The sequence below is a fragment of the Aeromicrobium sp. MLTX1 genome, from assembly GCF_046452335.1.
GTDB lineage: Bacteria > Actinomycetota > Actinomycetes > Propionibacteriales > Nocardioidaceae > Aeromicrobium.
Map to the genome: position 1 here is coordinate 1,988,872 of NZ_JBKFDN010000001.1, position 25,985 is coordinate 2,014,856.

A 25,985-nucleotide genomic window follows, 5' to 3' on the forward strand; every position below is an offset into this window, starting at 1 on the left:
CGCTACGCTGGAGGGGTATGACTGACGACACTGCACCGCCGCGGCACACGGTGACGATTCCCGCGTCCGTGCCCCTGGTCTCCCTGTTCGGGCCCGCCGACGAGTTCCTGCGTCTCATGGAGGCGGCGTTCGACGCCCGCATCCATGCCCGCGGCAACGAGGTCACGATCACGGGCGAGCCCTCCGAGGCCGCCCTCGTGGAGCGGCTCCTCGACGAGCTCGTCACGATCCTGCGCACGGGGCAGGCGCTCACCTCCGAGACGGTCGAGCGCAGCATCGGCATGCTGCGCACCGAGACGCAGGAGCGCCCGGCCGACGTGCTGAGCCTCAACATCCTGTCGAACCGCGGCCGCACGATCCGTCCCAAGACGCTCAACCAGAAGAAGTACGTCGACGCGATCGACGAGCACACGATCGTCTTCGGCATCGGCCCCGCCGGCACCGGCAAGACCTACCTCGCGATGGCCAAGGCCGTGCAGGCGCTGCAGGCCAAGGAGGTCACCCGGATCATCCTGACCCGGCCCGCGGTCGAGGCCGGCGAGCGGCTGGGCTACCTGCCGGGCACGCTCAGCGAGAAGATCGATCCGTACCTGCGCCCGCTGTACGACGCGCTGCACGACATGCTCGATCCCGAGTCGATCCCGAAGCTGCTGACGTCGGGCGTCATCGAGGTCGCGCCGCTGGCCTACATGCGCGGCCGCACGCTCAACGACGCGTTCATCATCCTCGACGAGGCCCAGAACACCACGGCCGAGCAGATGAAGATGTTCCTCACCCGCCTGGGCTTCGGCTCCAAGATGGTCGTCACCGGCGACGTCACGCAGGTCGACCTGCCGGGCGGCGCCACCAGCGGCCTGCGCGTGGTGCAGCAGATCCTCGACGACGTCCGCGACGTGCACTTCAGCCGGCTCACCAGCCACGACGTCGTGCGTCACAAGCTGGTCGGCCGCATCGTGGCCGCCTACGACCAGTACGAGGCGAACGGCCGTGGCCGCGCCGACGCCGCCGGGGGAGCACATGACCGTCGACGTCCTCAATGAGTCCGGGGTCGACGACGTCGACGTCGCGGCCCTCACCTCGCTGTGCCGGTTCGTCATGCGCCGCATGCGCCTGCACCCGCAGACCGAGATGACGCTGCGCCTCGTCGACGTCGACACGATCGCCGTCCTCAACGAGCAGTGGATGGGCAAGAAGGGCCCCACGGACGTGCTCTCGTTCCCCATGGACGAGCTGACGCCGGGCCGCGACGACGAGGAGCGCGACGCGGGCTACCTCGGCGACATCGCGCTGTGCCCGCAGGTCGCCGAGCAGCAGGCCCCGGCCGCCGGTCACGACCGCGACGACGAGATGGCCCTGCTGACCGTCCACGGCATCCTGCACCTGCTGGGCTACGACCACGCCGAGCCCGAGGAGCACGCCGAGATGTTCGGCATCCAGGGCCGCCTGCTGCTCGAGTGGGCCGACCCGGCCCTCCGGGAGAGCTGAGATGAGTGGTCCAGCCATAGCCCTGGCCGTCTTCCTCGTGGTGCTGGCCGGCGTGCTGGTGGCCGTGGAGGCGGCCCTCTCCACCTTCTCGCGCGCCCGCGCCGACGAGCTGACCGAGGCGGGCGTCGGCGGCGCCAAGCGCCTCGCCCGGATCCTCGAGGACCCGGCGCCGTACCTGAACTCCGTGCTGCTGCTGCGCATGCTGGCCGAGACCACGGGCATCGTGCTGGTCGCGGCGATCGTCGCCGACGAGGTCGACGGCTACTGGCAGAACGTCCTCATCGCCGCCGGCCTGATGTCCGTGGTGTCCTTCGTCGTGATCGGCGTGGCGCCGCGCACGCTGGGCCGCCAGCACTCCGAGAGCATCGCCGTGGCCTCCGCCGCGCCGGTGATCTGGCTGACCGTGCTGCTGGGCCCCGTCCCGCGGCTGCTGATCCTGCTGGGCAACGCGCTCACCCCGGGCCGCGGCTTCGCCGAGGGACCGTTCGCGTCCGAGGTCGAGGTGCGCGAGCTCGTCGACCTCGCCGCCGCCAGCTCGGTGATCGAGTCCGACGAGTCCAAGATGATCCAGTCGGTGTTCGAGCTGGGCGACACGATCGTGCGCGAGGTCATGGTGCCGCGCCCCGACCTGGTCTACATCGAGAAGCACAAGACCCTGCGTCAGGCGATGTCGCTCGGCCTGCGCAGCGGCTACTCGCGCATCCCCGTGATCGGGGAGAACCTCGACGACGTCATCGGCATGGCGTACCTCAAGGACGTCACGAAGCGCGTCTTCGACAACCACGCGGCCGAGACCACCGAGAAGGTCGACTCGATCTGCCGTCCGTGCGTCTACGTGCCCGACACGAAGCACGCCGACGACCTGCTGCGCGAGATGCAGGCCCAGCGCACCCACGTGGCCATCGTGATCGACGAGTTCGGCGGCACCGCCGGCATGGTGACGATCGAGGACATCCTCGAGGAGATCGTCGGCGAGATCACCGACGAGTACGACGACGAGCCCGACGAGCGCGAGCAGCTCTCCGACGGCGCTTGGCGCGTCAGCGCCCGGTTCGACGTCGACGACCTCGAGGAGCTCTTCGGCATCCCCGTGGAGGACGAGGACGTCGACTCCGTGGGCGGCCTCATGGCCAAGCACCTCGGCACCGTCCCGATCCCAGGTTCGGTCGTCGAGGTCGACGGTCTGCGCCTCGAGGCCCAGGCGCCCCAGGGCCGCCGGAACCGCATCGGCCGCGTCGTCGTCTCGCGCGTCGAGCCGCTGGACGTCACCGCCGAGGCCTGAGCCCGGCCGGTACATTCGTGGCATGGACCTGACCCCCGAGGACGCGAAGCTCGTGACGCTCGCCCGGACCTCTCGTGCCCGTCTCGGAGTGGCCCAGGGGGCCGCGGTGCGCGACCTCGACGGCCGCACCTACGCCGCCGCCACCGTCCACCTCGACACGCTGCGCGTCTCGGCGCTCGACCTCGCCGTCGCGATGGCCGTCTCGTCGGGCGCGAAGGGCCTCGAGGCCGCCGCGCTGGTGACCGAGGGCGACGTCCCGGTCGGCCTGGACTCGGTGATCGAGTTCGGTGGCGCCGGCGTCACCGTGGTGGTCGCCGACCCCGCGGGCGCCGTCGACACGGTGCTGTCGACATGAGCCAGTTCCGCTCCGGCTTCGCCTGCTTCGTCGGGCGTCCCAACGCCGGCAAGTCCACGCTGACCAACGCCCTCGTCGGCGGCAAGGTCGCGATCACGTCCTCGCGCCCCCAGACCACGCGCCACGTCATCCGTGGCCTCGTCCACCGCGACGACGCCCAGCTCGTGCTGGTCGACACCCCGGGCCTGCACAAGCCCCGCACCCTGCTGGGGCAGCGCCTCAACGACCTGGTCCGCACGACGTGGGCCGAGGTCGACACGGTGGGCATGTGCCTGCCGGCCAACGAGAGGATCGGCCCGGGCGACCGCTTCCTCATCAAGGAGATCGCGGCGCTGCGTCGCAAGCCGGTCATCGCGATCGCCACGAAGACCGACCTCGTGACGCCCGCGCGTCTCGCCGAGCACCTGACCGAGATTGCCGCCGCCGGCGCGGAGGCCGGGCTGGCGTGGCACGAGGTCGTCCCGGTGTCCGCCGTGTCGGGGGAGCAGGTCGAGCTGCTGGGCTCGCTGCTCATCGACACGCTGCCCGAGGGCCCGCCGCTGTACCCCGAGGGACAGCTCACGGACGAGCCCGAGGAGACGCTGATCGCCGAGATCATCCGCGAGTCCGCGCTCGAGGGCGTCCACGACGAGCTGCCGCACTCGCTGGCGGTCGTGGTCGAGGAGGTCGTGCCGCGCGAGGACCGTCCCGCCGAGAAGCCGCTGCTCGACGTGCGCGCCAACGTCTACGTGGAGCGCGACAGCCAGAAGGGCATCATCATCGGCAAGAAGGGCGCGCGCCTCAAGCAGATCGGCATCGACTCGCGCTCGCAGATCGAGCGGCTGCTGGGCACGCCCGTGCACCTCGACCTGCACGTCAAGGTGGCGAAGGACTGGCAGCGCGACCCACGCCAGCTGCGCAAGCTCGGCTTCTAGGCCACGCGGTACCGCTCGACGTGGGCCATCGGCCCGTCGAGGTGGCGGTCGTCGAGGTGTCCGTGGGACTTCATGTTGTGGTGCCGTCGGCACAGGCAGCGCAGGTTGCCGGCCGAGGTGGTGCCGCCGCGATCGTAGGCGAGCTCGTGGTCGAGGTCGGTGGAGCCGGCGGGGGCTCGGCAGCCGGCGACCCGGCAGGTGCCGTCCCTCCAGTGGAGGGCCTGCCGCAGTGACTCCGGCGGCCGGTAGCCCAGGACCGTCGAGTCCAGCACGGTGCCGGCCTCGTCGAGCACCAGGCGTCGCAGCACGGTGTGCTCGGACTGCGCCAGCTCGCGCACCCACGCGGCAGCGACCGGCTCGCCGTCGAGGGTGAGGCCCGGGCCGTCCGTGAGGCCGATGAGGTCGGTGGCGGCGATGCTGATCGCGATCTCGGCGCGGATGTCGGTCGCGGTGCCGTCGCACGACGTGAGCCAGTGGGCGACGAGGTCGGCCTGCTTCTGGTCGCGGGTGCGTCGGTCCGTCTCGCCCGTCTCGGGGTCGACCGCGGGAAGCGCCTTCGCCGCACGGCGCAGGCGCTCGGCGACGACCACGGCCACGCCGGTGGGCAGCAGCGCGTTCAGCCAGCTGGTGCCGTCGTCGAGGTGGGTGACGCCGACGCGACGCTCGTCGACGGCGCGAGCCGACTCGCCCGCCACCTCGTCGGGCTCGAGCCGGGCGCGGAGTCGCCGCAGCCACGAGCGGAGCTCGCCGACCGTGTGGGTCTCGGCGTAGTCGACCGCGGAGGCGTCGACGGCGGCGACGGCCTGGGAGGTGCGCAGCCGCTCGACGGTGGCGGCGATCGCGCCCGCCTTCGCGGCGTCGATGCGGCCGACCCGGAACGTGGCCCAGACGCGCGGCGTGTGATCGCGCAGGGTGCGGGCGTCGTGCAGGATGCCCCAGGCTCGCTGCTCGGAGATCGCCAGCTGCTGCGCCATGTCGAGCACCACGGCGCTGCGGCCGTGCTGCTTGGAGATCGACGGCTGGTCGGCCGCGTCGATCAGGCGCGTGGCCCGCTCGAAGTGCTGGAGGATGAGGTTCCACGTGGCGAACTCGGCCCGTGCCTGCTCGCGCCGGACGTCGGCGAACGCCTCGTCGTCGGTGCGGGCCCTGAGCATGCTTCATGATAGAACAGATGTTCGATGAGCAGGGCGTTCATGCTGCGCTTCCCGCCATGCGAGACGGGTTCATCGACCCGGTGCGTGGGCGGACACCGCATCGCTGAGCCGGTCGAGCAGCTCGGAGTCGAGTCGCCAGCGCTGCCAGTACAGGGCCACGCGGGTCACTGATCGGCCGAGGCGGACGAGCGTTCCCGCCTCGATGCCGCCGCGGGCCTGCGACTCCGGCAGCAGGCCCCAGCCGAGCCCGGCCTCGATCGCGGCGCGGAAGTCGTCGGACGACGGGACCTCGTGGATGACCGGAGCCGCGGCCTCGGTGTGGCGTTGCAGCTCCTCGTGCTGGAGCCGGTCCTTCGCGTTGAACACGACCATCGGCATGGCCGCCCAGTCGGGCCGTCCGGAGCGGTCGAGGAGCGAGGGGTGGGCGACCGGCAGGTACCGCATCGTGCCGAGCGGGGTGACCGAGCAGCCCTGCACGGGGGAGGGGTCGCTGGTCACCGCGGCGACCACCTCGCCGCGGCGCAGGAGGTCGTGGCTGTGGCCCTCGTCCTCCACGCGCAGCCGCAGCGCGACGCCGTCCCACGTGGCGATCTCGGCCAGCACGGGCCGGAACCACGTCGCGAGCGAGTCGGCGTTGATCGCCAGGGCGAGGTCGGTCGGTCCTTCGGTCAGCCCATCGGTCAGTGCCTCCGCGAAGACGAGCTCGAGCTGGCGACCGAGCCGCACGAGCGGGGCCCCGGCCTCGGTCGGCACGCATGGTGTCCCGCGGCCCACCAGGACGCGCCCGACGGCGCTCTCGAGGGCGCGGATGCGCTGGCTGACCGCGCTCGGGGTGACGTGGAGCCGCTCGGCCGCGGCCTCGAAGGAGCCGGTGTCGGCAATCGCCACCAGGGCCGACAGCTGGGCGGGGGAGAGGTCCATGGATCGAGTTAAGCACTCCTTCACCATGCAAAGAAAGATTCGTTGGACTTCACGAGTCGACGGACCCTACGGTCGAACGGTGCTGAACGCCTTCGTGACCGGAATGATCACCGGCCTGTCCCTCATCGTCGTCATCGGCGCCCAGAACGCCTTCGTCCTGCGCCAGGGCATCCGGCGCGCCCATGTCGGCGCCGTCGTCGCCATCTGCGCGGTGTCGGACCTCGCGCTCATCCTGGCCGGGGTCGCCGGCATCGGGGCGATCATCGACCGGGCGGGCTGGCTCATCGACGTCGTCACGTGGCTCGGCGTGGCGTTCCTGGTCTGGTACGGCATCGGCTCGATCCGGCGCGCGTTCCGCCCCGAGCACCTCGACGCCGCCGGGCGCACCGCCGCCACGCTGCGTGCCGTGGTGCTGCAGGCGCTGGCGCTCACGTGGCTCAACCCCCACGTCTACCTCGACACGGTGGTGCTGCTCGGCTCGATCGCTCAGACGCACGGCGACGACCGCTGGTGGTTCGGTGCGGGCGCCTCGGTCGGCAGCATCGTGTGGTTCTCGTCGCTGGGATTCGGCGCCACGCGTCTGGCCCCGCTGCTCGCCCGACCGCGGGCGTGGCAGGTGCTCGACCTGGTCATCGGCCTCGTGATGTTCGTGATCGCGGCGTCGCTGGTCTGGTGACCCGCGGGGACTTCTTGCACGATGGAGGGGTGGACCCCGTCGAGGCGCTGCGCGAGACCGCGTTCTGGCTCGAGCGCGAGCGTGCGTCGACCTACCGGGTCGAGGCGTTCCGCAAGGCCGCCGCGGCACTCGCCGGCCTGACCGCCGACGAGGTCGCCGAGCGAGCCCAGAGCGGATCGCTCGGCAGGATGAAGGGCCTCGGGCCGCGGACGACCACCGTCGTCGAGCAGGCGCTGTCGGGCGACGTGCCGGAGTACCTCTCCGACCTCCGGGCCCGCAACACCGGGCCCCTCGCCGAGGCCGGGGCCGAGCTGCGCGCCCTGCTGCGCGGCGACCTGCACAGCCACTCCGACTGGTCCGACGGCGGCAGCCCGATCGAGGAGATGGCGCGCGCGGCGGTCTGGCGGGGCCGCGAGTACCAGGCCATCACCGACCACTCGCCCCGGCTCACGGTCGCCAACGGGCTGAGCCGCGAGCGCCTCGAGGTGCAGCTCGAGGTCGTCGCCGACGTGAACGACCAGTTCCCCGACGTCACCCTCCTGACGGGCATCGAGGTCGACATCCTCGACGACGGCGCGCTCGACCAGGACGACGACCTCCTCGGTCGCCTCGACGTGGTGGTGGCGAGCGTGCACTCGAAGCTGCGCATGGACGCCCCGGCGATGACGCGGCGCATGGTGGCCGCGGTCACGAATCCGCACACCGACGTGCTGGGACACTGCACCGGCCGGCTCGTCGAGGGCTCGCGCGGGACGAGGAAGCAGTCCCAGTTCGATCCCGAGCAGGTCTTCCGTGCGTGCGCCGAGCACGGCGTCGCCGTCGAGATCAACTCGCGCCCCGAGCGCCAGGACCCGCCGGACGAGCTGATCGACCTCGCGTACGACCTGGGCTGCCTGTTCGCGATCGACACCGACGCGCACGCGCCGGGTCAGCTGGACTTCCTCGACCACGGCGCTGCCCGCGCCGCCGACCGCGGCATCGACCCCGACCGGATCGTCACGACCTGGCCGCTCGACCGCCTACGGGAGTGGCTGCGGCGCTAGCGGACGACGAGGTCGTACGTGTAGACCGACGACCGCGTCTCGGGGCCGTGGCGGTACTTGACCTTGAGGACGTGCTTGCCCGGCGCGAGCCCGGAGACGGTGGTCCTGAATCGGTCCTTGGAGGTCAGTCGCGTGTGGCGCTTCACCACCCTGCCGTCGATCTCCAGCGCGATGGCGCCGCCCGCGCGCTCGAGTCCGTAGGTGCGGACGTTCGCGTACGCCGACAGCAGGATCTTCCCCTTGTTCCGGGCGACGGTGATCGTCGAGCGGCGCGAGGACCACGGCATGTAGGTCTCGTCGCGCGTGAACGACGTCCGGTAGGCGCCGTTGAGCTTCAGGAACGGGCGGGGACGGTACGTCAGGTTCCGCACGGAGCTCCCGTTCTTGTAGACGAAGCTCGCGTAGCCCGTCACGGGCTCGAGGAACTTGCTGCGGCCGTAGTCCGCATCGGTCGTGAGGGTCCCGAGCCGCGGGCGGATCACGGGGCGCTTGGTTCCCGCCGCGAGATTCGAGTAGCCCTGCGGGGTGTAGTAGCCGTTGGCGTAGGAGTAGCGACCGTCCGCGACGGGGCGCCGGGCCTCCTTGACCGTCACGCCGGGGAAGACGGCGTACATCTCGACGTCCAGACCCTTGAGCGGCGTTCCCTTGACCGACCGGACCCGGCCACGCAGGGGCTGGTCCGTGAAGGGCTGGTCCGGGAAGTTGACCGTCCCGAGGTCGTTCTCGCCCTCCACCAAGGTCCGTCTGAAGGCGTGGAAGAGGTACCGGTCCTCGTCGAAGTCGTACACCTCGAAGGTCCATGTCCCCGGCGTCAGTCCGGGACTCCCGCTCTCGTTGCCTCGGCCGGTGTAGGCGCCGTGACCCCCGTAGAACGAGGCCCGACCCGTGCCGTCGGACTGGCGCGCGACGATCGAGTAGTAGTCGGTCGCGCGTCCGCCATGGGACAAGCGGAGCGTGATCGTCGTTTCGGGCGCGGCGGTCGAGGGCGCGCCGGCGAGCAGGCCGGCGGCCAGTGCGAAGGCGGCGACGACCGCGATCCGGAGCCTCATGGATGTCCCCCAATGTCGGAGGGTCCGACGCTAGCAGCGGACGGTGCCGCGGGAGCCCGGATCAGGTCATGAGCAGCGCGGCGAGCGTGCCGCCGAGCTCGGTGGCCGCGTCGAGGTGCGGGTCGACGTCGCCGGTGAAGACCAGCGGGGGAGCGGCGAGGGTCCACTGCAGACCCGTCGTGATCGACTCCATGGCGCGCTCGGCGCCGATCGTGTCGTAGCCGCCGCGGATCCAGTAGGAGAACGGCCGCTTGGCGGTCGGCTCGCGCACGTCGTTGTAGACGGTGTCGAAGAAGTGCTTGAGCGCGCCAGAGATGTAGCCGAGGTTCGCCGAGGTGCCCAGCACGTACCCGTCGGCCGCCAGGACGTCGTCCACGGTGGCCTCGAGTGCGGGCCGCACGACCACCTCGACGCCCTCGATCGCGTCGTCGCGCGCGCCCGCCAGGACGGCGTCGCCGAGGGTGGTCAGACGCGGGGTGGGGCAGTGCTGCACGACGAGGAGGCGGGCCATGGCGTCACCGTAGCGTCAGGTCCGTTCGTTCGCGTGTCCGATATTGCTCGGTGTGCCTAGGATCAGGCCATGGACTTCGCCGCAGCGGCCCAGGCCGTCCTCGACAACGTGGGCAAGGTCATCGACGGCAAGCAGCAGGCGATCGAGACCGCTCTCGTGGTGGCGCTGGCCGAGGGCCATCTCCTCATCGAGGACGTCCCCGGAGTCGGCAAGACGGCGCTCGCCCGCGCCCTGGCCCGCTCGGTCGACGGCTCGGTGCGACGCATCCAGTTCACGCCCGACCTCCTCCCGTCCGACGTCACCGGCGTCTCGGTGTTCAACCAGGCCAGCTCGGAGTTCGAGTTCAAGCCCGGCGCCGTGTTCGCGAACATCGTGGTCGGCGACGAGATCAACCGCGCCTCGCCCAAGACCCAGTCGGCGCTGCTGGAGTCGATGGAGGAGCGCCAGGTCTCGGTCGACGCCACCACCTACCCGCTGCCCCGCCCGTTCATGGTGGTGGCCACGCAGAACCCCTTCGAGATGGAGGGGACGTACGTCCTGCCCGAGGCGCAGCGCGACCGCTTCATGGCGCGCATCTCGCTGGGCTATCCCGACACCGACGCCGAGCTGGCGATGCTGCGCGACCGCGACACCCGCGACCCGGCGGCGCTGCTCGAGCCGGTGATCCTCGTCGATGACCTGCAGCAGATGATCACGCACGCCCGCGGCATCCACGTGGCCGAGTCGGTCGAGCGCTACGTGGTCGCCCTGGCCCGCGCCACGCGCGAGTCCGGCGATCTCCGGCTGGGCGCCAGTCCGCGCGCCACGCTCCAGCTCGTGCGCGCCGCCAAGGCCCTCGCCGCCGTCCGCGACCGCGAGTTCGTCCTGCCGGACGACGTCGTCGAGCTCGCGCCGCTCGTGCTGACCCATCGACTCGTCCCGCTGCGCGGCGGCGGCAGCTCCGACGAGATCGTGTCGGACATCCTGCGCCGGGTCCCGGTCTGACCATGTGGCTCACCGGACGGTCCATCGCGCTGATCGCGGCCGCTGTGGTGAGCCTCGCCCTGGCCGCGCTCGTCGGCATCCCCGCGCTGCTCTACGTCACCGGCCTGTGCGCCGGGCTCGTCGCGGTCGCCGTCGTGCTCGCCGTGCTGGCGCGGCCGCGGCTCGTGCTCACCCGCACCGTGACGCCGGCCATCGTCGAGCCCGGCGAGCCGGTCGAGGTCGTGCTGGACGTCGGCGTGATCTCGGGCGTGCCGGTCGTCGCGGGCCACTGGCGCGATCGCCTGCCGAGCACCGTCCTCGGCACGGCCACCGGCACCGTCCCCGTCACCGGAGAGCCGCGCGCCCGCGTGGAGTACGTCGTCACCGGGCGCCGTCGCGGGAGTCACGAGCTCGGCCCGTTCTCGGTCTCGGTGGGCGACGCCTTCGGGCTGGTGCAGCGCTCCCTCGTCGCGGGCGGCCGCGACCGCTTCATCGTGCTGCCGCGCCGTCACTCGCTGGACGTGCGGGTCGGCCCGGCCGGAGCCACCGACGGATCGACGCGCCTGCACCCGACCTCGGGCCTGGGGCAGGACGACGTCATCGCGCGTCCCTACCTGCCGGGCGACGCTCTGAAGCGCTGGCACTGGAAGGCCACGGCCCACCACGGCGAGCCCATGGTGCGCCAGGAGGAGTCCGAGCTGCGGCCCACCGTCCTGGTCGTCCTCGACGCCGACCCGCGCGTCCACGACCATGCCGGCTTCGAGTGGAGCGTCTCGGCGGCCGCGTCGGTCGTCGCGCACTACGGGGGACGCGGCTTCGACGTCGACCTCGCCACCGGCGCCCAGCAGGTTTCGCTGGAGTCCGGCCACGGTCTGCAGGACGCCCTCGTGGTGCTGGCGCTCGCCGAGCCCGACTCCTCGCCCCTGATCATCCCGGCGCGCGAGCGCACCACCTTCGTCATGACCGGCTCGCTCGACTCCACCTCGGCTGCTCGCCTGCTCCAGGCCGTGCCGTCGCGCGACACGATCGCGTTCGTCGCCCGCGGCACCTCCGAGGATGCCCACAGCGCCCTCGCCGCGGCCGGCTGGCACGTCGTCGTCCGCGACTCCAACGAGGACCTCGAGGCCGCCTGGGCCGCGGCGACGGGGGTGCCGGCATGAGGCGCGACCGCGGCGACGAGCTCAACGACACGCTGGTCGTGCTGGGCGCGACGGCCGTGCTGCTCGGTGGCTTCGCGCCCCTGTTCGACGGCCTGCGCTGGGTGGTCGTGGTGCTGTCGCTCGTGGTCTCCGTCGCGGCGGTGACCGCCGTGGTCCGCCTCTTCGCGCCCACGTGGGCCACGTCCGCCGGCGCCCTGGCCGCGGTGCTCGGACTCGTCTGGACGTTCGTGCCCGGCACGACCGTCCTCGGCATCCCCACGCCGTCCTCGTTCGTCGAGCTGGCGTCCATGCTCGGCGATGCCCGGACCACGATCGTGGAGGAGGTCGCGCCGATCCTGCCGCCCGACTCGGTGGTGCTGCTCGTCGCGATCGCGTACCTCGTGATCTTCGTGCTGTCCGACGCGGTGGCCCGCCAGGCATGGCGCGTGCCGCTGCTCGGCCTGCTGTGGGCGACGATGCTCGTCGTCCCCAGCGTCATCGCGATGGAGATGCCCCCGTGGTGGCTGTTCGCCGGCACGGCCGTGGCGTGGCTGTGGCTGTGGTGGTCCGAATCCCCGCACGTCGGCGTCATCCCGAGCGGGGCCGCGGCCGTCACGGGCGTCGGCGCGGTGGCCGTCGCGCTGGTGGTGCCGGTCGTGGGGCCCGAGATCGACCCCACCTCGAGCGACTTCGGCGTCGCCGAGAGCCAGGTCTTCGGCACCGGCATCAACCCGATGATCGAGCTCGGCCGCAACCTGCGCCAGTCCCAGCCGCGTCGCGTGCTGACGTACTCCACCGAGGGCACCACGGGGCAGTACCTCAAGGTCGCGACCCTGCGTCAGTTCAGCGGGCGCTCGTGGATCCCGAGCCCCGTGATGGGCGACCTCGACATCGAGGGTCTCGACGACCTCGACGAGACCATCACGTCCGAGGAGCGCACCACGAGCATCCGGATCGAGAGCCTGCGCTCGAGCCTGCTGCCGGTACCGTACCCTGCCACCAGCATCAAGGGCCTCGACGGCGACTGGCAGTGGCTGCGCGACGGGAGCACCGTGCGCGCCCAGGGCCGCACCACCACCGAGGACCAGAACTACACCGTGACGAGCCTGGACCGGCTGCCCACGGCCGACCAGGTCCGGGGTGCCGGCGACGCGGGACGATCGCTCGACTCCTACCGCTCGCTGCCGGACGACGTGCCCGAGCTCGTCACGCGCCTGGCCAACGAGCGCGCCGGTGACGAGGACAACGACTACGACCGCATGCTCGCGCTCCAGGACTGGCTGCGCACCGACTTCTCGTACTCCGTCGAGGCGCCGGTGGAGGAGGGCTACGACGGCAACGGGCTCGACGTCATGGAGGAGTTCCTGCAGAAGCAGAGCGGCTACTGCGTGCACTTCGCCTCCACCCTGGCCGTGATGGGCCGCGTGCTGGACGTGCCCACGCGCGTCGCGGTCGGGTACGCGCCGGGCGACAGCCTGCTGGGCCGCTCGGTCGACGAGTCGACGTTCGGCGTCGACTCCGACGACCTGCACGCCTGGACCGAGGTCTACTTCCGCGACATCGGCTGGATCCCCTTCGACGCGACGCCCGGCATCGGCGAGGCCACCGAGTTCGCCGAGGAGGTCGAGTCGGGCGGGGGCACCAGCTCCGACTCCGAGGTTCCCGAGGCGAGCGGCCAGAACGGGCGGACCCTCGACCCGCAGGACGAGCAGTCCGCCCAGCAGTCCGCCGGCGAGACGGGCCCCACGTGGCGGCCCGCCCTGCTGGCGCTGCTCACGGTGTCCGTGCTCGGCGCGGTTCCCGCGCTGGTCCGCCAGGTGCGTCGCCGTCGCCGGTGGAGCGCGGGCGAGCGATCCAGCGAGCCGCTGTGGAGCGAGGTCTCCGACACCGCGCGCGACCTCGGCATCGGCCTCGACCCCACCGAGACACCGCGGGTGTTCGCGGGCCGGCTCGAGTCCCACGGCGTCGCGGGGTCCGACCTCGACGGGCTCGTCGCCCAGGTCGAGCGCGACCGCTACGCCGGGACCGGACCGGGCACGGCCCGGGTCGAGGAGGCGCAGCGCGTCGTGGAGTCGCTGCAGGCCGCCAGCAGCCGCAAGGCGCGCTGGTGGGCGCGGCTCGCGCCGCGGTCGCTGCTCAGGTGATCGGCTCGAGCCACACCGACGTGTCGGGCCCCTTCGGCACGATCTGCGTCGGGTTGATGTCCGTCTGCACCACGTAGTAGTGCTGCTTGATCTGCTCGAAGTCGGTGTTGCCGCCGAACGCGGGGTGCGCATAGAGGTCGCGCGCGTACCGCCACAGGTGCGGCATCTCGATCAGCTGGTTGCGGTTGCACTTGAAGTGACCGTGGTAGACCGCGTCGAAGCGCGCGAGCGTGGTGAACAGGCGCACGTCGGCCTCGGTGATCGCGTCGCCCATGAGATAGCGACGGTCGGAAAGGCGGTGCTCGAGCCAGTCCATCGTGCTCCAGAGCCGGTCGTAGGCCGCGTCATACGCCTCCTGCGACCCGGCGAAGCCGCACCGGTAGACGCCGTTGTTCACCTCGGTGAACACGCGCTCCATGACGTCCTCCATCTCGTCGCGCACGGCGGCGGGCCAGAGGTCGGGGGCGTCGGGGGAGTGGTGCTCGCGCCACTCGAAGAACAGGTCGTGGGTGATCCACGGGAAGTCGTTCGTGACGACCTGGCCCGAGGCGACCTCGACGATCGCCGGCACCGTGATGCCGCGCGGGTAGTCGGGGTAGCGCGCGAAGTAGGCCTGCTGGAGACGCTCGATGCCCAGGACGGGGTCGACGCCGTCCGGGTCGAGGTCGAAGGTCCAGCTGCGCGCGTCGTGGGTCGGGCCGGGCAGGCCCACGCTGATGACGTCCTGCAGTCCCAGGAGGTCGCGCACGATGAGGGCGCGGGTGGCCCACGGGCAGGCCTTGGCGGCGACGAGGCGGTAGCGGCCGGGCTGGACCGGCCACGTCGGCGCGTCGGCGACGGGCGGCTTGCCGGTGCCCGCGCGATCGTCGACGGGGGCCCCGCCGTGGCGCGTGATGCGGTCGGGGATGTAGTTCATGTCGCGGTCGAAGGCCGAGCCGGCCTTCACGTACGAACCGGTCGTGGCGTGTGCGTCGTCGGCCATGCTCCCGACCCTAGCCACCCGGGACGATCCGCGCCGGGAACGGCCGGTGCTAGGCTGGGCCCATCATGCGGATCGCGAACCTCCTCCTTCGCCGCCGCGTCGAGGTCCTCTGAAGGTCGGACCCCTCGGCGCGGAGTCAGTCATGGCCGGCCGCTGAATCGCTCGACGATCCCCGAGGAAGACCTCCCATGAAGAACAACTCTGTTTCCCCCCAGCAGCCCTCCGGCATGCCGTTCGGCCGCTACCAGCCCTTCACCCCGATCGACCTGCCCGACCGCACGTGGCCGGCCCAGCAGATCACGCAGGCCCCGCGCTGGCTCTCCACCGACCTGCGCGACGGCAACCAGGCTCTGATCGATCCGATGACCCCGGCCCGCAAGCGCCGCATGTTCGACCTGCTCGTGCGCATGGGCTACAAGGAGATCGAGGTCGGCTTCCCGTCGGCCAGCCAGACCGACTTCGACTTCGTCCGCTCGCTGATCGAGGGCGGGGCGATCCCCGAGGACGTCACGATCTCGGTGCTGACGCAGGCCCGCGAGGACCTGATCGAGCGCACCGTCGAGTCGCTGGTGGGCGTCCCGCGCGCCAACGTGCACCTGTACAACGCCGTCGCGCCGCTGTTCCGCCGTGTAGTGTTCAACGTCGACCGCGACGAGTGCCGCGCGATCGCCACCCGGGGCACCGAGATGGTGATGAAGTACGCCGAGCAGCTGCTGGGCGACACCGCGTTCGGCTACCAGTACAGCCCCGAGATCTTCACGGGCGCCGAGCTGGAGTTCAGCCTCGAGGTGTGCGAGGCCGTCATGGACGTCTGGCAGCCCGAGGGCGACCGCGAGATCATCCTGAACCTGCCCGCCACGGTCGAGATGGCCACGCCGAACACGTACGCCGACCAGATCGAGTGGTTCAGCCGCAGCATCAGCCGTCGCGACGCCGTCGCGATCTCGCTGCACCCGCACAACGACCGCGGCACCGCCGTGGCCGCCACCGAGTTGGCGATGATGGCCGGCGCCGACCGCGTCGAGGGCTGCTTGTTCGGCCACGGCGAGCGCACCGGCAACGTCGATCTCGTCACGCTGGGCATGAACCTGTTCAGCCAGGGCATCGACCCGCAGATCGACTTCTCCGACATCGACGAGGTCCGTCGCACGGTCGAGTACTGCACCAACCTGCCGGTCCACCCGCGGCACCCGTACGCGGGCGACCTGGTCTACACCGCGTTCAGCGGCTCGCACCAGGACGCGATCAAGAAGGGCCTGGAGGACCTCGACCGCCAGGCCGCCGCGCAGGGCGTCCCGGTCGCCGAGCTGCCGTGGGAGGCGCCCTACCTGCCGATCGACCCGCACGACGTCGGCCGCACGTACGAGGCGGTCATCCGCGTCAACAGCCAGTCCGGCAAGGGCGGCGTCGCGTACATCATGAAGACCGAGCACCAGCTCGACCTGCCGCGCCGCCTGCAGATCGAGTTCAGCCGCGCGATCCAGTCCATGAGCGAGGGCGAGGCCGGCGAGATCCAGCCCGACGAGATCTGGGGCGCGTTCACGCGCGAGTACCTGGAGCGCGACGAGCCCTACTCGCTGACGCGCTTCACCTCGGTCACCACCGAGGACGGTCGCGACGAGCAGGTCGTCGACCTCGTCGTCCGCGGCCGGGAGCGCTCGTTCAAGGGCGAGGGCAACGGACCGGTCGCGGCGTTCGTCGACGGCATGCGCCAGGCCGGGGCCGACATCCGCGTCCTGGACTACAGCGAGCACGCACTCAGCTCGGGCGGCGACGCGAAGGCCGCGGCCTACGTCGAGTGCGAGATCGCGGGCGAGGTCGTGTGGGGCGTCGGCATCCACGAGAACATCGTCACCGCGTCGCTGCGCGCCGTGGTGTGCGCCGCCAACCGCGCGGAGGCCACCACCATCCCGGTGGGCTGAGCAGCCAGGTTCGACGTCGGGGTCGTTGGTATACCGTTTTGGTATGCCAACGACCCCGACCTCGTTCCGCCCCCTGCGCGAGGACGTCCGCGACCTGATCCGCGAGCGGATCATCGCCGGCACGCACGCGCCGGGCACCCGCCTCGTGGAGCGGACGATCGCGTCCGACCTCGGCGTCTCGAGGATCCCCGTGCGCGAGGCGCTCCAGGCGCTCGTGCTCGAGGGCTTCGCCGTCGACCGCGACACCCGCGGCATCGCGGTCCGCTCCTACGAGCCCGACCAGATCGCCGAGCTGGCCGAGGTCGGCGCCGCGCTCGAGCGCGTGCTGGTCGGCCGGGTCGTCGCGACCGCGACCGCCGAGGGGCTCGCCGGCCTGCGGGCCGTGCTCGATGAGGCGCAGGACGCGATCGACCGGGGCGACCTGGACGCGGGCGTGGCGGCCAACGGCCGCTTCCACGACGAGCTCGGGCGGCTGGGCGAGGGCACGATGGCGCACGAGGTGCTCGGCACCGTGTCGCAGCGGCGCCGCTGGCTGCTCGCGCAGCACACCGATCCGGCACCGATCCACGCCGAGCACGTCGCCCTGTTCGACGCGATCGTGAGCGGCGACGCCGATCGCGCCCGCCGGATCACCGAGGACCATGCGCGGACCACCGTCGAGAACGCGCTGCGCACGCGAGGGACGGTCTCGTGAGCCCGCGCACCGCGTCGCTCGCGGCGATCGCGGCCGCGGCGGGACTCCTGCTGGCGGCCTGTCAGTCGTCCGGGGAGGACCGGGCGGATCAGCCTGCCGCCAGCACCTCGGCCACGCCGACGACGCCGCCCACCACGCCGTCCCCGTCCCCCTCGCGGAAGGACCCGCTCATGGAGCTCGACCAGGACCAGCTCGACGCACGGCTGATCGCCGCGGCCTGGGACAACGACGTGAAGGCCGCGCGTCGGCTGATCGCCGCGGGTGCCGACGTGAATGCGACCGACGACACCGTCCAGAGCGCCCACCTCATCGCCACGAGCGAGGGGCGGCGCGCCCTGCTCGACCTCACGCTGCGGCACGGCGCCGACCTCGACGTCCACGACTCGTTCGACGGCACCGGCGTGATCCGGGCGGCCGAGCGCGGGCACGCCTGGATCGTCGGGCGACTGCTGCGGGCCGGCGCCGACCCGGACCACGTCAACAACCTCGGCTGGGTGGGCCTGCACGAGGCCCTCGTCTTCGCCAAGCCCGAGCGCCGGCGTCCGTACGTCGACACCGTGCGCGTGCTCGTCGCCGGGGGTGCCGACGTGCGGATCGCCTCCCGTCGCGACGGGCTCACGCCGGTGCAGCTGGCCGAGCGGCACGGGTTGGAGCCGCAGGCTCGCCTGCTGAAGCGGGCCGAGCGCGCCGAGAGGGTGAGCACCGAGGTCGCGGACCGGCGGCTGCTCGCGGCGGCGCGTGAGGGAGACGCCGACGCCGCGGCCCTCGCGCTGCGCGCCGGCGCCGACCTCGAGGTCCGCAACGAGCTGCGCCAGACGCCGCTGCTGCTGGCCTCCACCCACGACAGCGTCGCCGTGGCCCGCCTGCTGGTGGCGATGGGCGCCGACCCGGACGCGCTCGACCACCAGCACGATACGCCGTGGCTCGTGACGGGCGTGACGGGCAGCGTCGCGATGCTGGAGGCGTTGCTCCCCGCGCGTCCCGACCTCACCATCACGAACCGGTACGGCGGCCTCTCGCCGATCCCGGCGGGGGAGCGCGGCCACGTGGACTACATCCGCCGCGTGATCCGCACCGACGTCGACCTCGACCACGTCAACGACCTCGGCTGGACCGCGCTGCTGGAGGCCGTCATCCTCGGCGACGGCTCACGCCGCTACGAGCAGATCGTCTCGCTGCTCGTCGACGCGGGCGTGGACACGGGCATCGCCGACAAGAACGGCGTGACCGCGCTGGAGCACGCGCGGGCCGCCGGGTACGACGGGATCGTCCGGGTGCTCGAGCGCGCCTGAGGACTCAGCGCGCCCGCAGCGCCTCGACGATGGCGCGCAGCAGCGGGCGGTCGCGCTCGCCCGAGCGCACCGCGGCGCGGATCTCGCGGCCGAGCCGGGCGCCCGCGGGCACCGCCGTGTGCAGCCCGCGCCGGTCGACGTCGATCGCCAGCTGCGGCAGCAGCGTGACGCCCTGCCCGGCCGCGACGGCGCGCGACAGCAGCTGCAGGTCGTCGGTCTCCCAGCGCACCTGGGGCTCGAATCCGGCCTGCCGGCAGGCGTAGCGGACGGACTGGCCGCACGCCGCCTCGGCGGGTGGCATGACCCATGGTGCGTCGGCGAGGTCGGCCAGCGTGGTGCCCTCGGGGAACGGGTCGCGACCGATGAGGACGAGCGGCTCGCGGTGCACGGTCGTGGCGGTCACCCGCGGCGGGATCGGCATGGGGGCGTGCTCGTAGACGTCGACGAGCGCCAGGTCGATCCGCCCCTCGTGCAGCGCGGCCAGGCTCGACTGCGGCTCGGCCACCATGACGGTCGCGTCGATGCCCGGGTGGTGCTCGCGCAGGTCGGTGAGGGTGGGCAGCACGAACTCCTGCGCGGCCGAGGCGATCGTGCCGATGCGAACGCGGCCGACGAGGTGGTCGTCGAAGCCGTCGATGTCGCCGCGGGTGGCCTCGAGCAGGCGCACGAGGCTGCGGCCCCGCTCGGCCAGCACCTCCCCGGCGGCCGTGAGGGCCACGCCGCGGGGGAGCCGCTCGAGCAGCGGCACGCCGGACTCGCGCTCGAGCGTGGTGATCTGCTGGGAGACGGCCGAGGCGGTGATGTTGTTGGCGCGGGCGGCGCCGGCGATGGAGCCGTGGTGGGCGACGTCCACCAGCAGCCGCAGTCGGTTCGGGTCGGGCAGGTCGCGCACGGTGGTCCTCCGAATGCGTTAGAACAACTTACGCTGGACAGTCTGCCGCATCAGACAGACGATGGGGTAGTGAGGATTGAGAACGTCGCCGTGTTCGGACTCGGCAAGGTCGGAGAGCTCGTCGCGCACCTGCTGTCGCGCGCGGAGTTCAAGGTGGTCGGATTCGACTCGCGCCAGCGGGAGGTCCCGAACCTGCAGACGCGGGTGCTGGACGTCGCCGACGCCGACGCCCTGCGCGCCGCGCTGAGCGAGGTCGACGGCGTCGTCTCGTGCCTGCCGTACCACCTGAACATCGCCGTCGCGGAGGCCGCGCACGACACCGGCGTGCACTACTTCGACCTCACCGAGGACGTGCCCACGACGAACCGCGTGATCGAGCTGTCGAAGGACCGCCCGGACAGCGTCTTCGTGCCGCAGTGCGGTCTGGCGCCCGGCCTCATCGGCATCGTCGGCGCCAGCCTGGCCTCGACCTTCGACTCGATCCGCAGCATGGAGCTGAAGGTCGGCGCGCTGCCGCAGAACCCCACGGGCCTGCTCGGCTACGCGTTCAACTGGTCGGCCGAGGGCGTCGTGAACGAGTACCTCAACGACTGCGAGGTCGTCCGGTCCGGCGAGCGCCGCATGGTGCCCCCGATGACCGAGAAGGAGCGCGTCGTCATCGGCGGCATCGAGCTCGAGGCCGCGCTGACCTCGGGCGGCCTCGGCACGATGTGCCAGACCTACGAGGGCCGCCTCCAGCGCCTCGACTACAAGACGATGCGGTACCCGGGGCACTTCGAGCAGATGCACTTCCTGTTCGAGGAGCTCAACCTGCGCGACGAGCGCGAGCTCGTCGGCCGGATCCTCGTGGACGCCAAGCCTCCGGTGAACGACGACGTCGTCTACCTGCACGCCGCCGTGGAGGGCATCCACTCCGGCCAGCCGTTCCGCCGCAACCACGTCCGCGCCTACCGGCCGATCGACATCGACGGCCAGACCTGGCGCGCCATCAGCTGGACCACCGCGGCGAGCGCCGTGGCTGTCGTCGAGCTGGTCGCCGCCGGGAAGCTCCCCTCCACCGGCTTCGTCCGGCAGGAGGACATCTCCCTGACCGACCTGCTCGCGACGCACTCCGGCCAGCTCTTCGACACCCACGGAAAGATCGACGCATGAACGAGCGCCAGCGAGTGAACGAGGGGCCCCGAATGCCGGCTTCTTCGTACCCTGCACTTTCTTCGACGAAGGAGTCGGCATGAGCATTACCGACCAGGTCACCGAGATCTTCGGGCGCATCGGCGCGCCCACGCAGTTCGCCGCCGACGGCGAGATCGTCTGCCGCACCCCGATCGACGGCTCCGAGCTGGGCCGTCTCCAGGCCGACACGGCGCAGTCCGTGGGCGAGGCCGTCGGCCGCGCCCACGCGGCCTTCCAGGAGTGGCGCACCGTTCCCGCGCCTGCGCGCGGCGCGTTCGTCCGCGAGCTGGGCAACCTGCTGCGCGAGCACAAGGACGACCTCGGCGCCCTCGTGACGATCGAGGCCGGCAAGATCGTGTCGGAGGGCCTCGGCGAGGTCCAGGAGATGATCGACATCTGCGACCTGGCCGTCGGCCTGTCGCGGCAGCTGCACGGCCTGACGATCGCCAGCGAGCGACCGGGCCACCGGATGATGGAGCAGTGGCACCCGCTGGGCGTCGTCGGCGTCATCAGCGCCTTCAACTTCCCGGTCGCGGTGTGGTCGTGGAACGCCGCGCTGGCGTTCGTCTGCGGCGACAGCATCGTGTGGAAGCCGTCGGAGAAGACCGTGCTCACCGCGCTCGCGTGCCGTGCGCTCGCCGAGGAGGCGGCCCGTCGCACGGGCGCCCCCGAGGGCCTGCTCCAGGTCGTGGTCGGCGCCCGCGAGGTGGGCGAGGCGCTCGTCGACGACCCGCGCGTGCCCCTGGTCTCGGCCACCGGCTCCACGCGGATGGGCAAGGAGGTCGCGCCCCGCGTGGCCGCCCGTCTCGGCCGCAGCCTGCTGGAGCTCGGCGGCAACAACGCCGCGATCATCGCGCCCAGTGCCGACCTCGAGCTGGCCGTGCGCGGCATCGTCTTCTCGGCCGTCGGCACCGCCGGCCAGCGCTGCACGTCGCTGCGCCGCGTGATCGTGCACGAGTCGGTGAAGGACGAGCTGCTCCAGCGCCTCGTCGCCGCCTACGAGACCCTGCCGATCGGCTCGCCGCTGGACTCCGGGACGCTCGTCGGCCCCCTGGTGGACGAGTCCGCCGCGGCCGGCTTCGCCAAGGCCCTCGACCAGGCGCGCTCCGACGGCGGCACCGTCCTGACCGGCGGCACCACCGCCGAGGGCGTGGAGGGCGGCCACTACGTGCACCCCGCGATCGTCGACATGCCCGACCAGACCGAGATCGTGCGCGCCGAGACCTTCGCGCCGCTGCTGTACGTGCTGACCTACCGCGACCTCGACGAGGCCGTCGCGCTGCACAACGCGGTCGACCAGGGCCTGTCCAGCGCCATCTTCACGATGGACGTGCGCGAGGCCGAGCTGTTCGTCTCGGCGACCGGCTCGGACTGCGGCATCGCGAACGTCAACATCGGCACGTCGGGCGCCGAGATCGGTGGCGCGTTCGGCGGCGAGAAGGACACCGGCGGCGGCCGCGAGTCCGGCTCGGACGCGTGGAAGAGCTACATGCGCCGGTCGACGAACACGATCAACTACTCCACCGAGCTGCCGCTCGCGCAGGGCGTCGACTTCGGCTGAGGTCAGCCCAGCGCGGAGCGGTAGGCGAACAGCGAGGGGCCGCCGCCGGTGTGCACGAACACCGTGCGGCGGCGCAGCTCGGGGTCGCCGGGCAGCGCCGCGTACGCCTTGGCCGTGTAGACGGGATCCAGCGCGATGCCGCGCGTCGTGGCGAGGCGATGGATCTCCGCGAGGCCGGCGGGCGACGGGATGCCGTAGCCGTCGCCGAGCTGCGAGTCGTCGAGCACCCAGCGATCGTCGTCGGGGACGGGCACCCCCAGCTCGTCGGAGGCCTGCGTCAGCAGGTCGCGCAGCTGCGCCTCGGTCTGCTCGAGCGAGTGGTAGACGCACACGCCGCGCACGACCGTGTCGATGTCGGCGGCGGCGAGCCCGATCACCAGGCCGGCCATCGTGCCGCACGTGGACGCGGCGACGACGACCTCGTGCGGGTCGAACTCGAGCTGGGAGTAGAGCTCGAGCGCCGTGTCGACGTGCCCGAGCACGCCGATGCGGTCGGAGCCGCCGGGCAGGATCACGGCGAGGTCGTCGCCGTGCTCGGCCATCAGCTCCAGCGCGAGCGCGCCCGCGGCGTCGTCGTCGGGCACGACGTGGCGGGTCGCGCCGAACAGCTCGGTCAGGAACGCGTTGCCCGAGCCCGTGTAGTCGGCGTCCGTCCGTGGCACCGCCTGCACGGCGATGGCGTCCAGGCGCAGGCCGAGGCGCGCGCAGGCGGCCGCGGTCGCGCGGACGTGGTTCGACTGCAGGGCGCCGAACGTGACCACGCGGCGTTGGCCGCGGGCGACCGCCGCGCCCAGCAGGAACTCGAGCTTGCGGACCTTGTTGCCGCCGAAGCCGAAGCCGCTGAGGTCCTCGCGCTTCATCCAGAGTCCGTCCACGTCCTGCAGGGGCGTGGGCCACACGCCGAGGTGGGCGCGGGGGCGCTCGCTCAGGTCCATGGACCCGAGCGTGCCACACCGGCGGACGACCGCGACTGGGGCAGAATGGAGCGGTGGGCACCTATCGCGACTCCGGTGTCGTCCTGCGCACCCAGAAGCTGGGGGAGGCCGACCGCATCGTCACGATGCTCACGCGCGGACGCGGCGTCGTGCGGGCCGTGGGCCGCGGGGTCCGCAAGACCTCCAGCCGCTTCGGCGGCCGCCTCGAGCCGTTCATGCACGTCGACGTGCAGTTCGCCGAGGGCCGCTCGCTCGACGTCATCGCCCAGGTCGTGACGATCGACCCCTTCGCCTCGCATCTCGGCGCCGACTACGCCGCCTACACCGCGGGCACGGCGATGCTCGAGACCGCCGAGCGCCTCGTCGCCGACACGGCCGAGCCCTCGGTCCCGCAGTACCACCTGCTGGTGGGGGCACTGCGCGCGCTGACCGAGCACCGCCAGCCGCCCGGCATCCTGCTCGACTCGTTCCAGCTGCGGTCGCTCGCGATCGCCGGCTACGCACCGTCGTTCGACGGCTGCGCCCGCTGCGGCCTCGAGGGTCCGCACCGCCACTTCCACGCCGGCTCCGGCGGCATGCTGTGCGACGGCTGCCGCGTGCCGGGCTCCTCAGTCCCGTCGGCCACCACGGTGGCCCTGCTCGCCGCCCTGCTCGTGGGCGACTGGAGCGCGGTCGGGATCGCCGACGAGCGGTCGCGCCGCGAGGCCGGCGGCATCGTCGCCAACTACCTGTCCTGGCACCTCGAGCGCGGCCTGCGCTCCCTGGCCCACGTGGATCGCTGATGCCCCGAAACCCCACCCCGCACCCGTCGGGGGCCACCCCGCCGCGCCTCGCCCCCGAGCAGGTGCCCCAGCACGTCGCAATCGTCATGGACGGCAACGGCCGCTGGGCGAAGGAGCGCGGCCTGCCGCGCACCGAGGGCCACAAGGCCGGCGAGGCGGCACTGTTCGACGTCGTCGAGGGTGCGATCGAGATCGGCGTCAAGGCCGTCAGCGCGTACGCCTTCAGCACCGAGAACTGGAAGCGGTCGCCCGACGAGGTGAAGTTCCTCATGGGCTTCAACCGCGACGTCATCCGTCGTCGCCGCGACGAGATGCACGAGCTCGGCGTCCGGGTGCGCTGGGCCGGCCGGCGCCCCCGGCTGTGGCGCAGCGTCATCCGCGAGCTGGAGGAGGCCGAGCAGCTCACGAGGGACAACACCGTCTGCACCCTGACGATGTGCGTGAACTACGGCGGCAGGGCCGAGATCGCCGACGCCGCCGCGGCGCTCGCGCGCGACGTCAAGGCGGGCCGGGTGAACCCCGAGAAGGTCACCGAGGCCACCTTCGCGCGCTACCTCGACGAGCCGTGGATGCCCGACGTCGACCTCTTCTGGCGCACCTCCGGCGAGCAGCGCACCAGCAACTTCCTGCCGTGGCAGTCGGCCTACGCCGAGCTGGTGTTCAGCGACATCGCGTGGCCCGACGTCGACCGCCGCGCCCTCTGGGCCGCCGTCGAGGAGTACGCCACGCGCCAGCGCCGCTACGGCTCCGCCTGACCGGGGTAGGACCCCGCATCTCGGGTACCTCCTCCCCATGCACGACACCCTCGTCATCGGCGGAGGTCCCGCCGGTCTCCAGGCGGCCCTGACCCTCGGACGCATGCATCGCTCGGTCGTCCTCGCGGACTCCGAGCGGTACCGGAACGACAGCGCCCGGCACGCGCACAACTTCCTGACCCACGACGGCCGTGACCCCGCCGATCTGCGTCGGCTCGGCCGGGCGGACCTCGCGGAGTACGCGACGGTCCAGACCCGCGAGCTGACGATCGAGCGGGTGCGCGAGACCGAGGACGGCTTCGTCGCGCAGGCCGGCGGCGAGACGATCGAGGCGCGGACCCTGGTGCTGGCCACCGGGATGACCGACGAGCTGCCGGACGTGCCCGGGCTCGCCGAGGCGTGGGGAGCCGAGGTCGCGAACTGCCCCTTCTGCCACGGTCACGAGTTCGCGGCCCGGCCGATCGGCGTGCTGGGCGACGGTCCCCAGGTCGGCGAGCTGGCGGCGATGCTGCGCCCCGTGGCGTCCGAGGTCGTCACCTTCGGGCACGCCGACCTCGCGAAGGTGGAGCGCGGACCGGCGGGCCTGCTCGCGCACCGCACCGACGGCGACCCCGTGCAGCTGGCGGGACTGTTCCTCCATCCACGCACGGCCCAGGCCGCGCCGTTCGCCGAGCAGCTCGGTCTCGACCTGCTGCCGTCGGGCTGCGTGCGCATCGACGCGCTGGGGCGGACGAGCCGGCCTCGCGTCTTCGCCGCGGGTGACCTCGCGCACGTCGAGGAGCTCCCCGTGCCGATGCCGTCGCTGCTGGCGGCCGCCGCGGCCGGGCTCGCCGCTGGTGCCAGTGCCGTGCGCTACCTCGCCTCGCCAGAGGCCGAGACGGCGGCGCACCCGTTCGCCGACGGCTGAGCCGTCAGACCGTGGCCGGACCCTCGAGCGACCAGCGGGTCGTGCCGGCGAGGACGTCGGTGACGAAGCCACGGAACCGCGGGCACTGCGTGATGTCGTGCGAGCGGCAGCGCAGGGCGTGCTCGGTCATCTCGCGGGACCGCTCCATCTCCTGCATGCGCCGGTCGAGGTCGGCCAGGTGCGACTCCAGCACCTGGTGACGCGACGGCGCCTCCTCGTCGAGCAGCACCGCGATCTGCTCGAGCGACATCCCGGCGGCCTTGCTCCGCAGGATGACCGCGACCCGGACGAGGTCGTCGTCGCCGTAGCGACGCCGGTCGGCGCCGTCGCGAGCCGGCCGCAGCAGGCCCACGTCCTCCCAGTGCCGCAGCACGTGGGTCTCGAGTCCGAACCGCGCGGCGACGTCCCCGATCGACTGACTTGACTTCATGTCGACCTGAAGTCGCACGCTCGT

The 25,985-nt window shown here is 72.2% G+C and carries 26 protein-coding genes; 18 read left to right on the forward strand and 8 right to left on the reverse strand.

The features are described 5' to 3' along the window. Positions 1–17 precede the first annotated feature (17 nt). Genes ACK99Q_RS09650 through era form a run of 5 tightly spaced genes read left to right on the forward strand, consistent with a single transcriptional unit; the run spans position 18 to position 4,036 of the window. Positions 18–1,040, forward strand: a complete 1,023-nt coding sequence (locus ACK99Q_RS09650; RefSeq protein ID WP_410185902.1) for a PhoH family protein — start codon at positions 18–20, stop codon at positions 1,038–1,040. Then, positions 1,018–1,485, forward strand: a complete 468-nt coding sequence (ybeY, locus tag ACK99Q_RS09655; RefSeq protein ID WP_269302947.1) for an rRNA maturation RNase YbeY — start codon at positions 1,018–1,020, stop codon at positions 1,483–1,485. Before ACK99Q_RS09650 ends, ybeY begins: the two co-directional genes overlap by 23 nt. Position 1,486: 1 nt before the next feature. Beyond that, on the forward strand, positions 1,487–2,767 hold the full coding sequence (locus tag ACK99Q_RS09660; protein ID WP_410185903.1) for a hemolysin family protein: 1,281 nt from the start codon (positions 1,487–1,489) through the stop codon (positions 2,765–2,767). Between the two features lie 22 nt (positions 2,768–2,789). After that, positions 2,790–3,122, forward strand: a complete 333-nt coding sequence (locus ACK99Q_RS09665) for a cytidine deaminase (RefSeq protein WP_410185904.1) — start codon at positions 2,790–2,792, stop codon at positions 3,120–3,122. Further along, complete coding sequence (era, locus tag ACK99Q_RS09670) at positions 3,119–4,036, forward strand: GTPase Era (protein ID WP_410185905.1); 918 nt, start codon at positions 3,119–3,121, stop codon at positions 4,034–4,036. Before ACK99Q_RS09665 ends, era begins: the two co-directional genes overlap by 4 nt. Here era and ACK99Q_RS09675 read toward each other — a convergent pair. Both ACK99Q_RS09675 and ACK99Q_RS09680 read right to left on the reverse strand, forming a co-directional pair. Then, positions 4,033–5,190 carry a DUF222 domain-containing protein gene (locus ACK99Q_RS09675; protein ID WP_410185906.1) on the reverse strand — a complete coding sequence of 386 codons (1,158 nt, stop codon included), beginning with the start codon at positions 5,188–5,190 and terminating at the stop codon, positions 4,033–4,035. The two genes, era and ACK99Q_RS09675, sit on opposite strands and share 4 nt — an antisense overlap. A 69-nt stretch (positions 5,191–5,259) precedes the next feature. After that, positions 5,260–6,111: a LysR family transcriptional regulator ArgP gene (locus ACK99Q_RS09680; RefSeq protein ID WP_410185907.1), complete on the reverse strand. Its 852-nt coding sequence runs from the start codon at positions 6,109–6,111 to the stop codon at positions 5,260–5,262. A 79-nt stretch (positions 6,112–6,190) separates the two neighbouring features. Between ACK99Q_RS09680 and ACK99Q_RS09685 the strand changes: the two genes are divergently transcribed. Further along, entirely contained in the window at positions 6,191–6,787 is a 597-nt protein-coding gene (locus ACK99Q_RS09685) for a LysE/ArgO family amino acid transporter (protein WP_410185908.1), read from the forward strand. 29 nt (positions 6,788–6,816) lie between these two features. Continuing rightward, on the forward strand, positions 6,817–7,830 hold the full coding sequence (locus tag ACK99Q_RS09690) for a PHP domain-containing protein (RefSeq protein ID WP_410185909.1): 1,014 nt from the start codon (positions 6,817–6,819) through the stop codon (positions 7,828–7,830). Here the strand turns inward: ACK99Q_RS09690 and ACK99Q_RS09695 are convergent. Both ACK99Q_RS09695 and ACK99Q_RS09700 read right to left on the reverse strand, forming a co-directional pair. After that, entirely contained in the window at positions 7,827–8,879 is a 1,053-nt protein-coding gene (locus ACK99Q_RS09695) for a hypothetical protein (protein ID WP_410185910.1), read from the reverse strand. The genes ACK99Q_RS09690 and ACK99Q_RS09695 overlap by 4 nt on opposite strands. Positions 8,880–8,940: 61 nt before the next feature. Beyond that, on the reverse strand, positions 8,941–9,390 hold the full coding sequence (locus tag ACK99Q_RS09700; protein ID WP_410185911.1) for a flavodoxin family protein: 450 nt from the start codon (positions 9,388–9,390) through the stop codon (positions 8,941–8,943). A gap of 69 nt (positions 9,391–9,459) precedes the next feature. Between ACK99Q_RS09700 and ACK99Q_RS09705 the strand changes: the two genes are divergently transcribed. From ACK99Q_RS09705 to ACK99Q_RS09715, 3 genes are read left to right on the forward strand one after another with little or no spacing between them, the layout of a single operon-like run. Then, positions 9,460–10,374, forward strand: coding sequence for an AAA family ATPase (locus ACK99Q_RS09705; RefSeq protein WP_410185912.1), 915 nt, complete (start codon positions 9,460–9,462; stop codon positions 10,372–10,374). A gap of 2 nt (positions 10,375–10,376) precedes the next feature. Further along, positions 10,377–11,513: a DUF58 domain-containing protein gene (locus ACK99Q_RS09710; RefSeq protein ID WP_410185913.1), complete on the forward strand. Its 1,137-nt coding sequence runs from the start codon at positions 10,377–10,379 to the stop codon at positions 11,511–11,513. Next, a complete protein-coding gene (locus ACK99Q_RS09715; protein WP_410185914.1) occupies positions 11,510–13,636 on the forward strand; it encodes a DUF3488 and DUF4129 domain-containing transglutaminase family protein in 2,127 nt (708 codons plus the stop codon). Before ACK99Q_RS09710 ends, ACK99Q_RS09715 begins: the two co-directional genes overlap by 4 nt. Here the strand turns inward: ACK99Q_RS09715 and ACK99Q_RS09720 are convergent. Further along, on the reverse strand, positions 13,629–14,618 hold the full coding sequence (locus ACK99Q_RS09720; protein WP_410185915.1) for a glutathione S-transferase C-terminal domain-containing protein: 990 nt from the start codon (positions 14,616–14,618) through the stop codon (positions 13,629–13,631). The genes ACK99Q_RS09715 and ACK99Q_RS09720 overlap by 8 nt on opposite strands. A gap of 188 nt (positions 14,619–14,806) precedes the next feature. On the opposite strand from ACK99Q_RS09720, the gene leuA reads away from it, so the two are divergent. Genes leuA through ACK99Q_RS09735 form a run of 3 tightly spaced genes read left to right on the forward strand, consistent with a single transcriptional unit; the run spans position 14,807 to position 18,526 of the window. Next, complete coding sequence (leuA, locus tag ACK99Q_RS09725; protein ID WP_410185916.1) at positions 14,807–16,540, forward strand: 2-isopropylmalate synthase; 1,734 nt, start codon at positions 14,807–14,809, stop codon at positions 16,538–16,540. A gap of 43 nt (positions 16,541–16,583) precedes the next feature. Next, positions 16,584–17,234 (forward strand): GntR family transcriptional regulator, encoded by a 651-nt coding sequence (locus tag ACK99Q_RS09730; protein WP_410185917.1) that lies wholly within the window; start codon positions 16,584–16,586, stop codon positions 17,232–17,234. Next, on the forward strand, positions 17,231–18,526 hold the full coding sequence (locus ACK99Q_RS09735) for an ankyrin repeat domain-containing protein (protein ID WP_410185918.1): 1,296 nt from the start codon (positions 17,231–17,233) through the stop codon (positions 18,524–18,526). The genes ACK99Q_RS09730 and ACK99Q_RS09735 overlap by 4 nt, the downstream gene beginning before the upstream one ends. Before the next feature lie 4 nt (positions 18,527–18,530). On the opposite strand, the gene ACK99Q_RS09740 is transcribed toward ACK99Q_RS09735, so the two are convergent. Continuing rightward, the gene (locus tag ACK99Q_RS09740; RefSeq protein ID WP_410185919.1) at positions 18,531–19,418 is read right to left on the reverse strand and encodes a LysR family transcriptional regulator; all 888 of its coding nucleotides are present in this window, start codon (positions 19,416–19,418) and stop codon (positions 18,531–18,533) included. A 69-nt stretch (positions 19,419–19,487) separates the two neighbouring features. Here ACK99Q_RS09740 and ACK99Q_RS09745 point away from each other — a divergent pair, with 69 nt between their 5' ends. Both ACK99Q_RS09745 and ACK99Q_RS09750 read left to right on the forward strand, forming a co-directional pair. Further along, a complete protein-coding gene (locus ACK99Q_RS09745; RefSeq protein WP_410185920.1) occupies positions 19,488–20,570 on the forward strand; it encodes a saccharopine dehydrogenase C-terminal domain-containing protein in 1,083 nt (360 codons plus the stop codon). A 79-nt stretch (positions 20,571–20,649) separates the two neighbouring features. Then, complete coding sequence (locus ACK99Q_RS09750; protein WP_410185921.1) at positions 20,650–22,152, forward strand: aldehyde dehydrogenase family protein; 1,503 nt, start codon at positions 20,650–20,652, stop codon at positions 22,150–22,152. A gap of 2 nt (positions 22,153–22,154) precedes the next feature. Here ACK99Q_RS09750 and ACK99Q_RS09755 read toward each other — a convergent pair whose 3' ends face one another. Continuing rightward, entirely contained in the window at positions 22,155–23,087 is a 933-nt protein-coding gene (locus ACK99Q_RS09755) for a 1-aminocyclopropane-1-carboxylate deaminase/D-cysteine desulfhydrase (protein ID WP_410185922.1), read from the reverse strand. Positions 23,088–23,140: 53 nt separating this feature from the next. Here ACK99Q_RS09755 and recO point away from each other — a divergent pair, with 53 nt between their 5' ends. Genes recO through ACK99Q_RS09770 form a run of 3 tightly spaced genes read left to right on the forward strand, consistent with a single transcriptional unit; the run spans position 23,141 to position 25,531 of the window. Then, complete coding sequence (gene recO / locus ACK99Q_RS09760; protein WP_410185923.1) at positions 23,141–23,869, forward strand: DNA repair protein RecO; 729 nt, start codon at positions 23,141–23,143, stop codon at positions 23,867–23,869. Further along, on the forward strand, positions 23,869–24,624 hold the full coding sequence (locus tag ACK99Q_RS09765; protein ID WP_410185924.1) for an isoprenyl transferase: 756 nt from the start codon (positions 23,869–23,871) through the stop codon (positions 24,622–24,624). The genes recO and ACK99Q_RS09765 overlap by 1 nt, the downstream gene beginning before the upstream one ends. 37 nt (positions 24,625–24,661) lie before the next feature. Then, the gene (locus ACK99Q_RS09770; RefSeq protein ID WP_410185925.1) at positions 24,662–25,531 is read left to right on the forward strand and encodes an NAD(P)/FAD-dependent oxidoreductase; all 870 of its coding nucleotides are present in this window, start codon (positions 24,662–24,664) and stop codon (positions 25,529–25,531) included. Between the two features lie 4 nt (positions 25,532–25,535). Here ACK99Q_RS09770 and ACK99Q_RS09775 read toward each other — a convergent pair whose 3' ends face one another. Next, a complete protein-coding gene (locus tag ACK99Q_RS09775; protein ID WP_410185926.1) occupies positions 25,536–25,979 on the reverse strand; it encodes a MerR family transcriptional regulator in 444 nt (147 codons plus the stop codon). Positions 25,980–25,985: the final 6 nt, after the last annotated feature.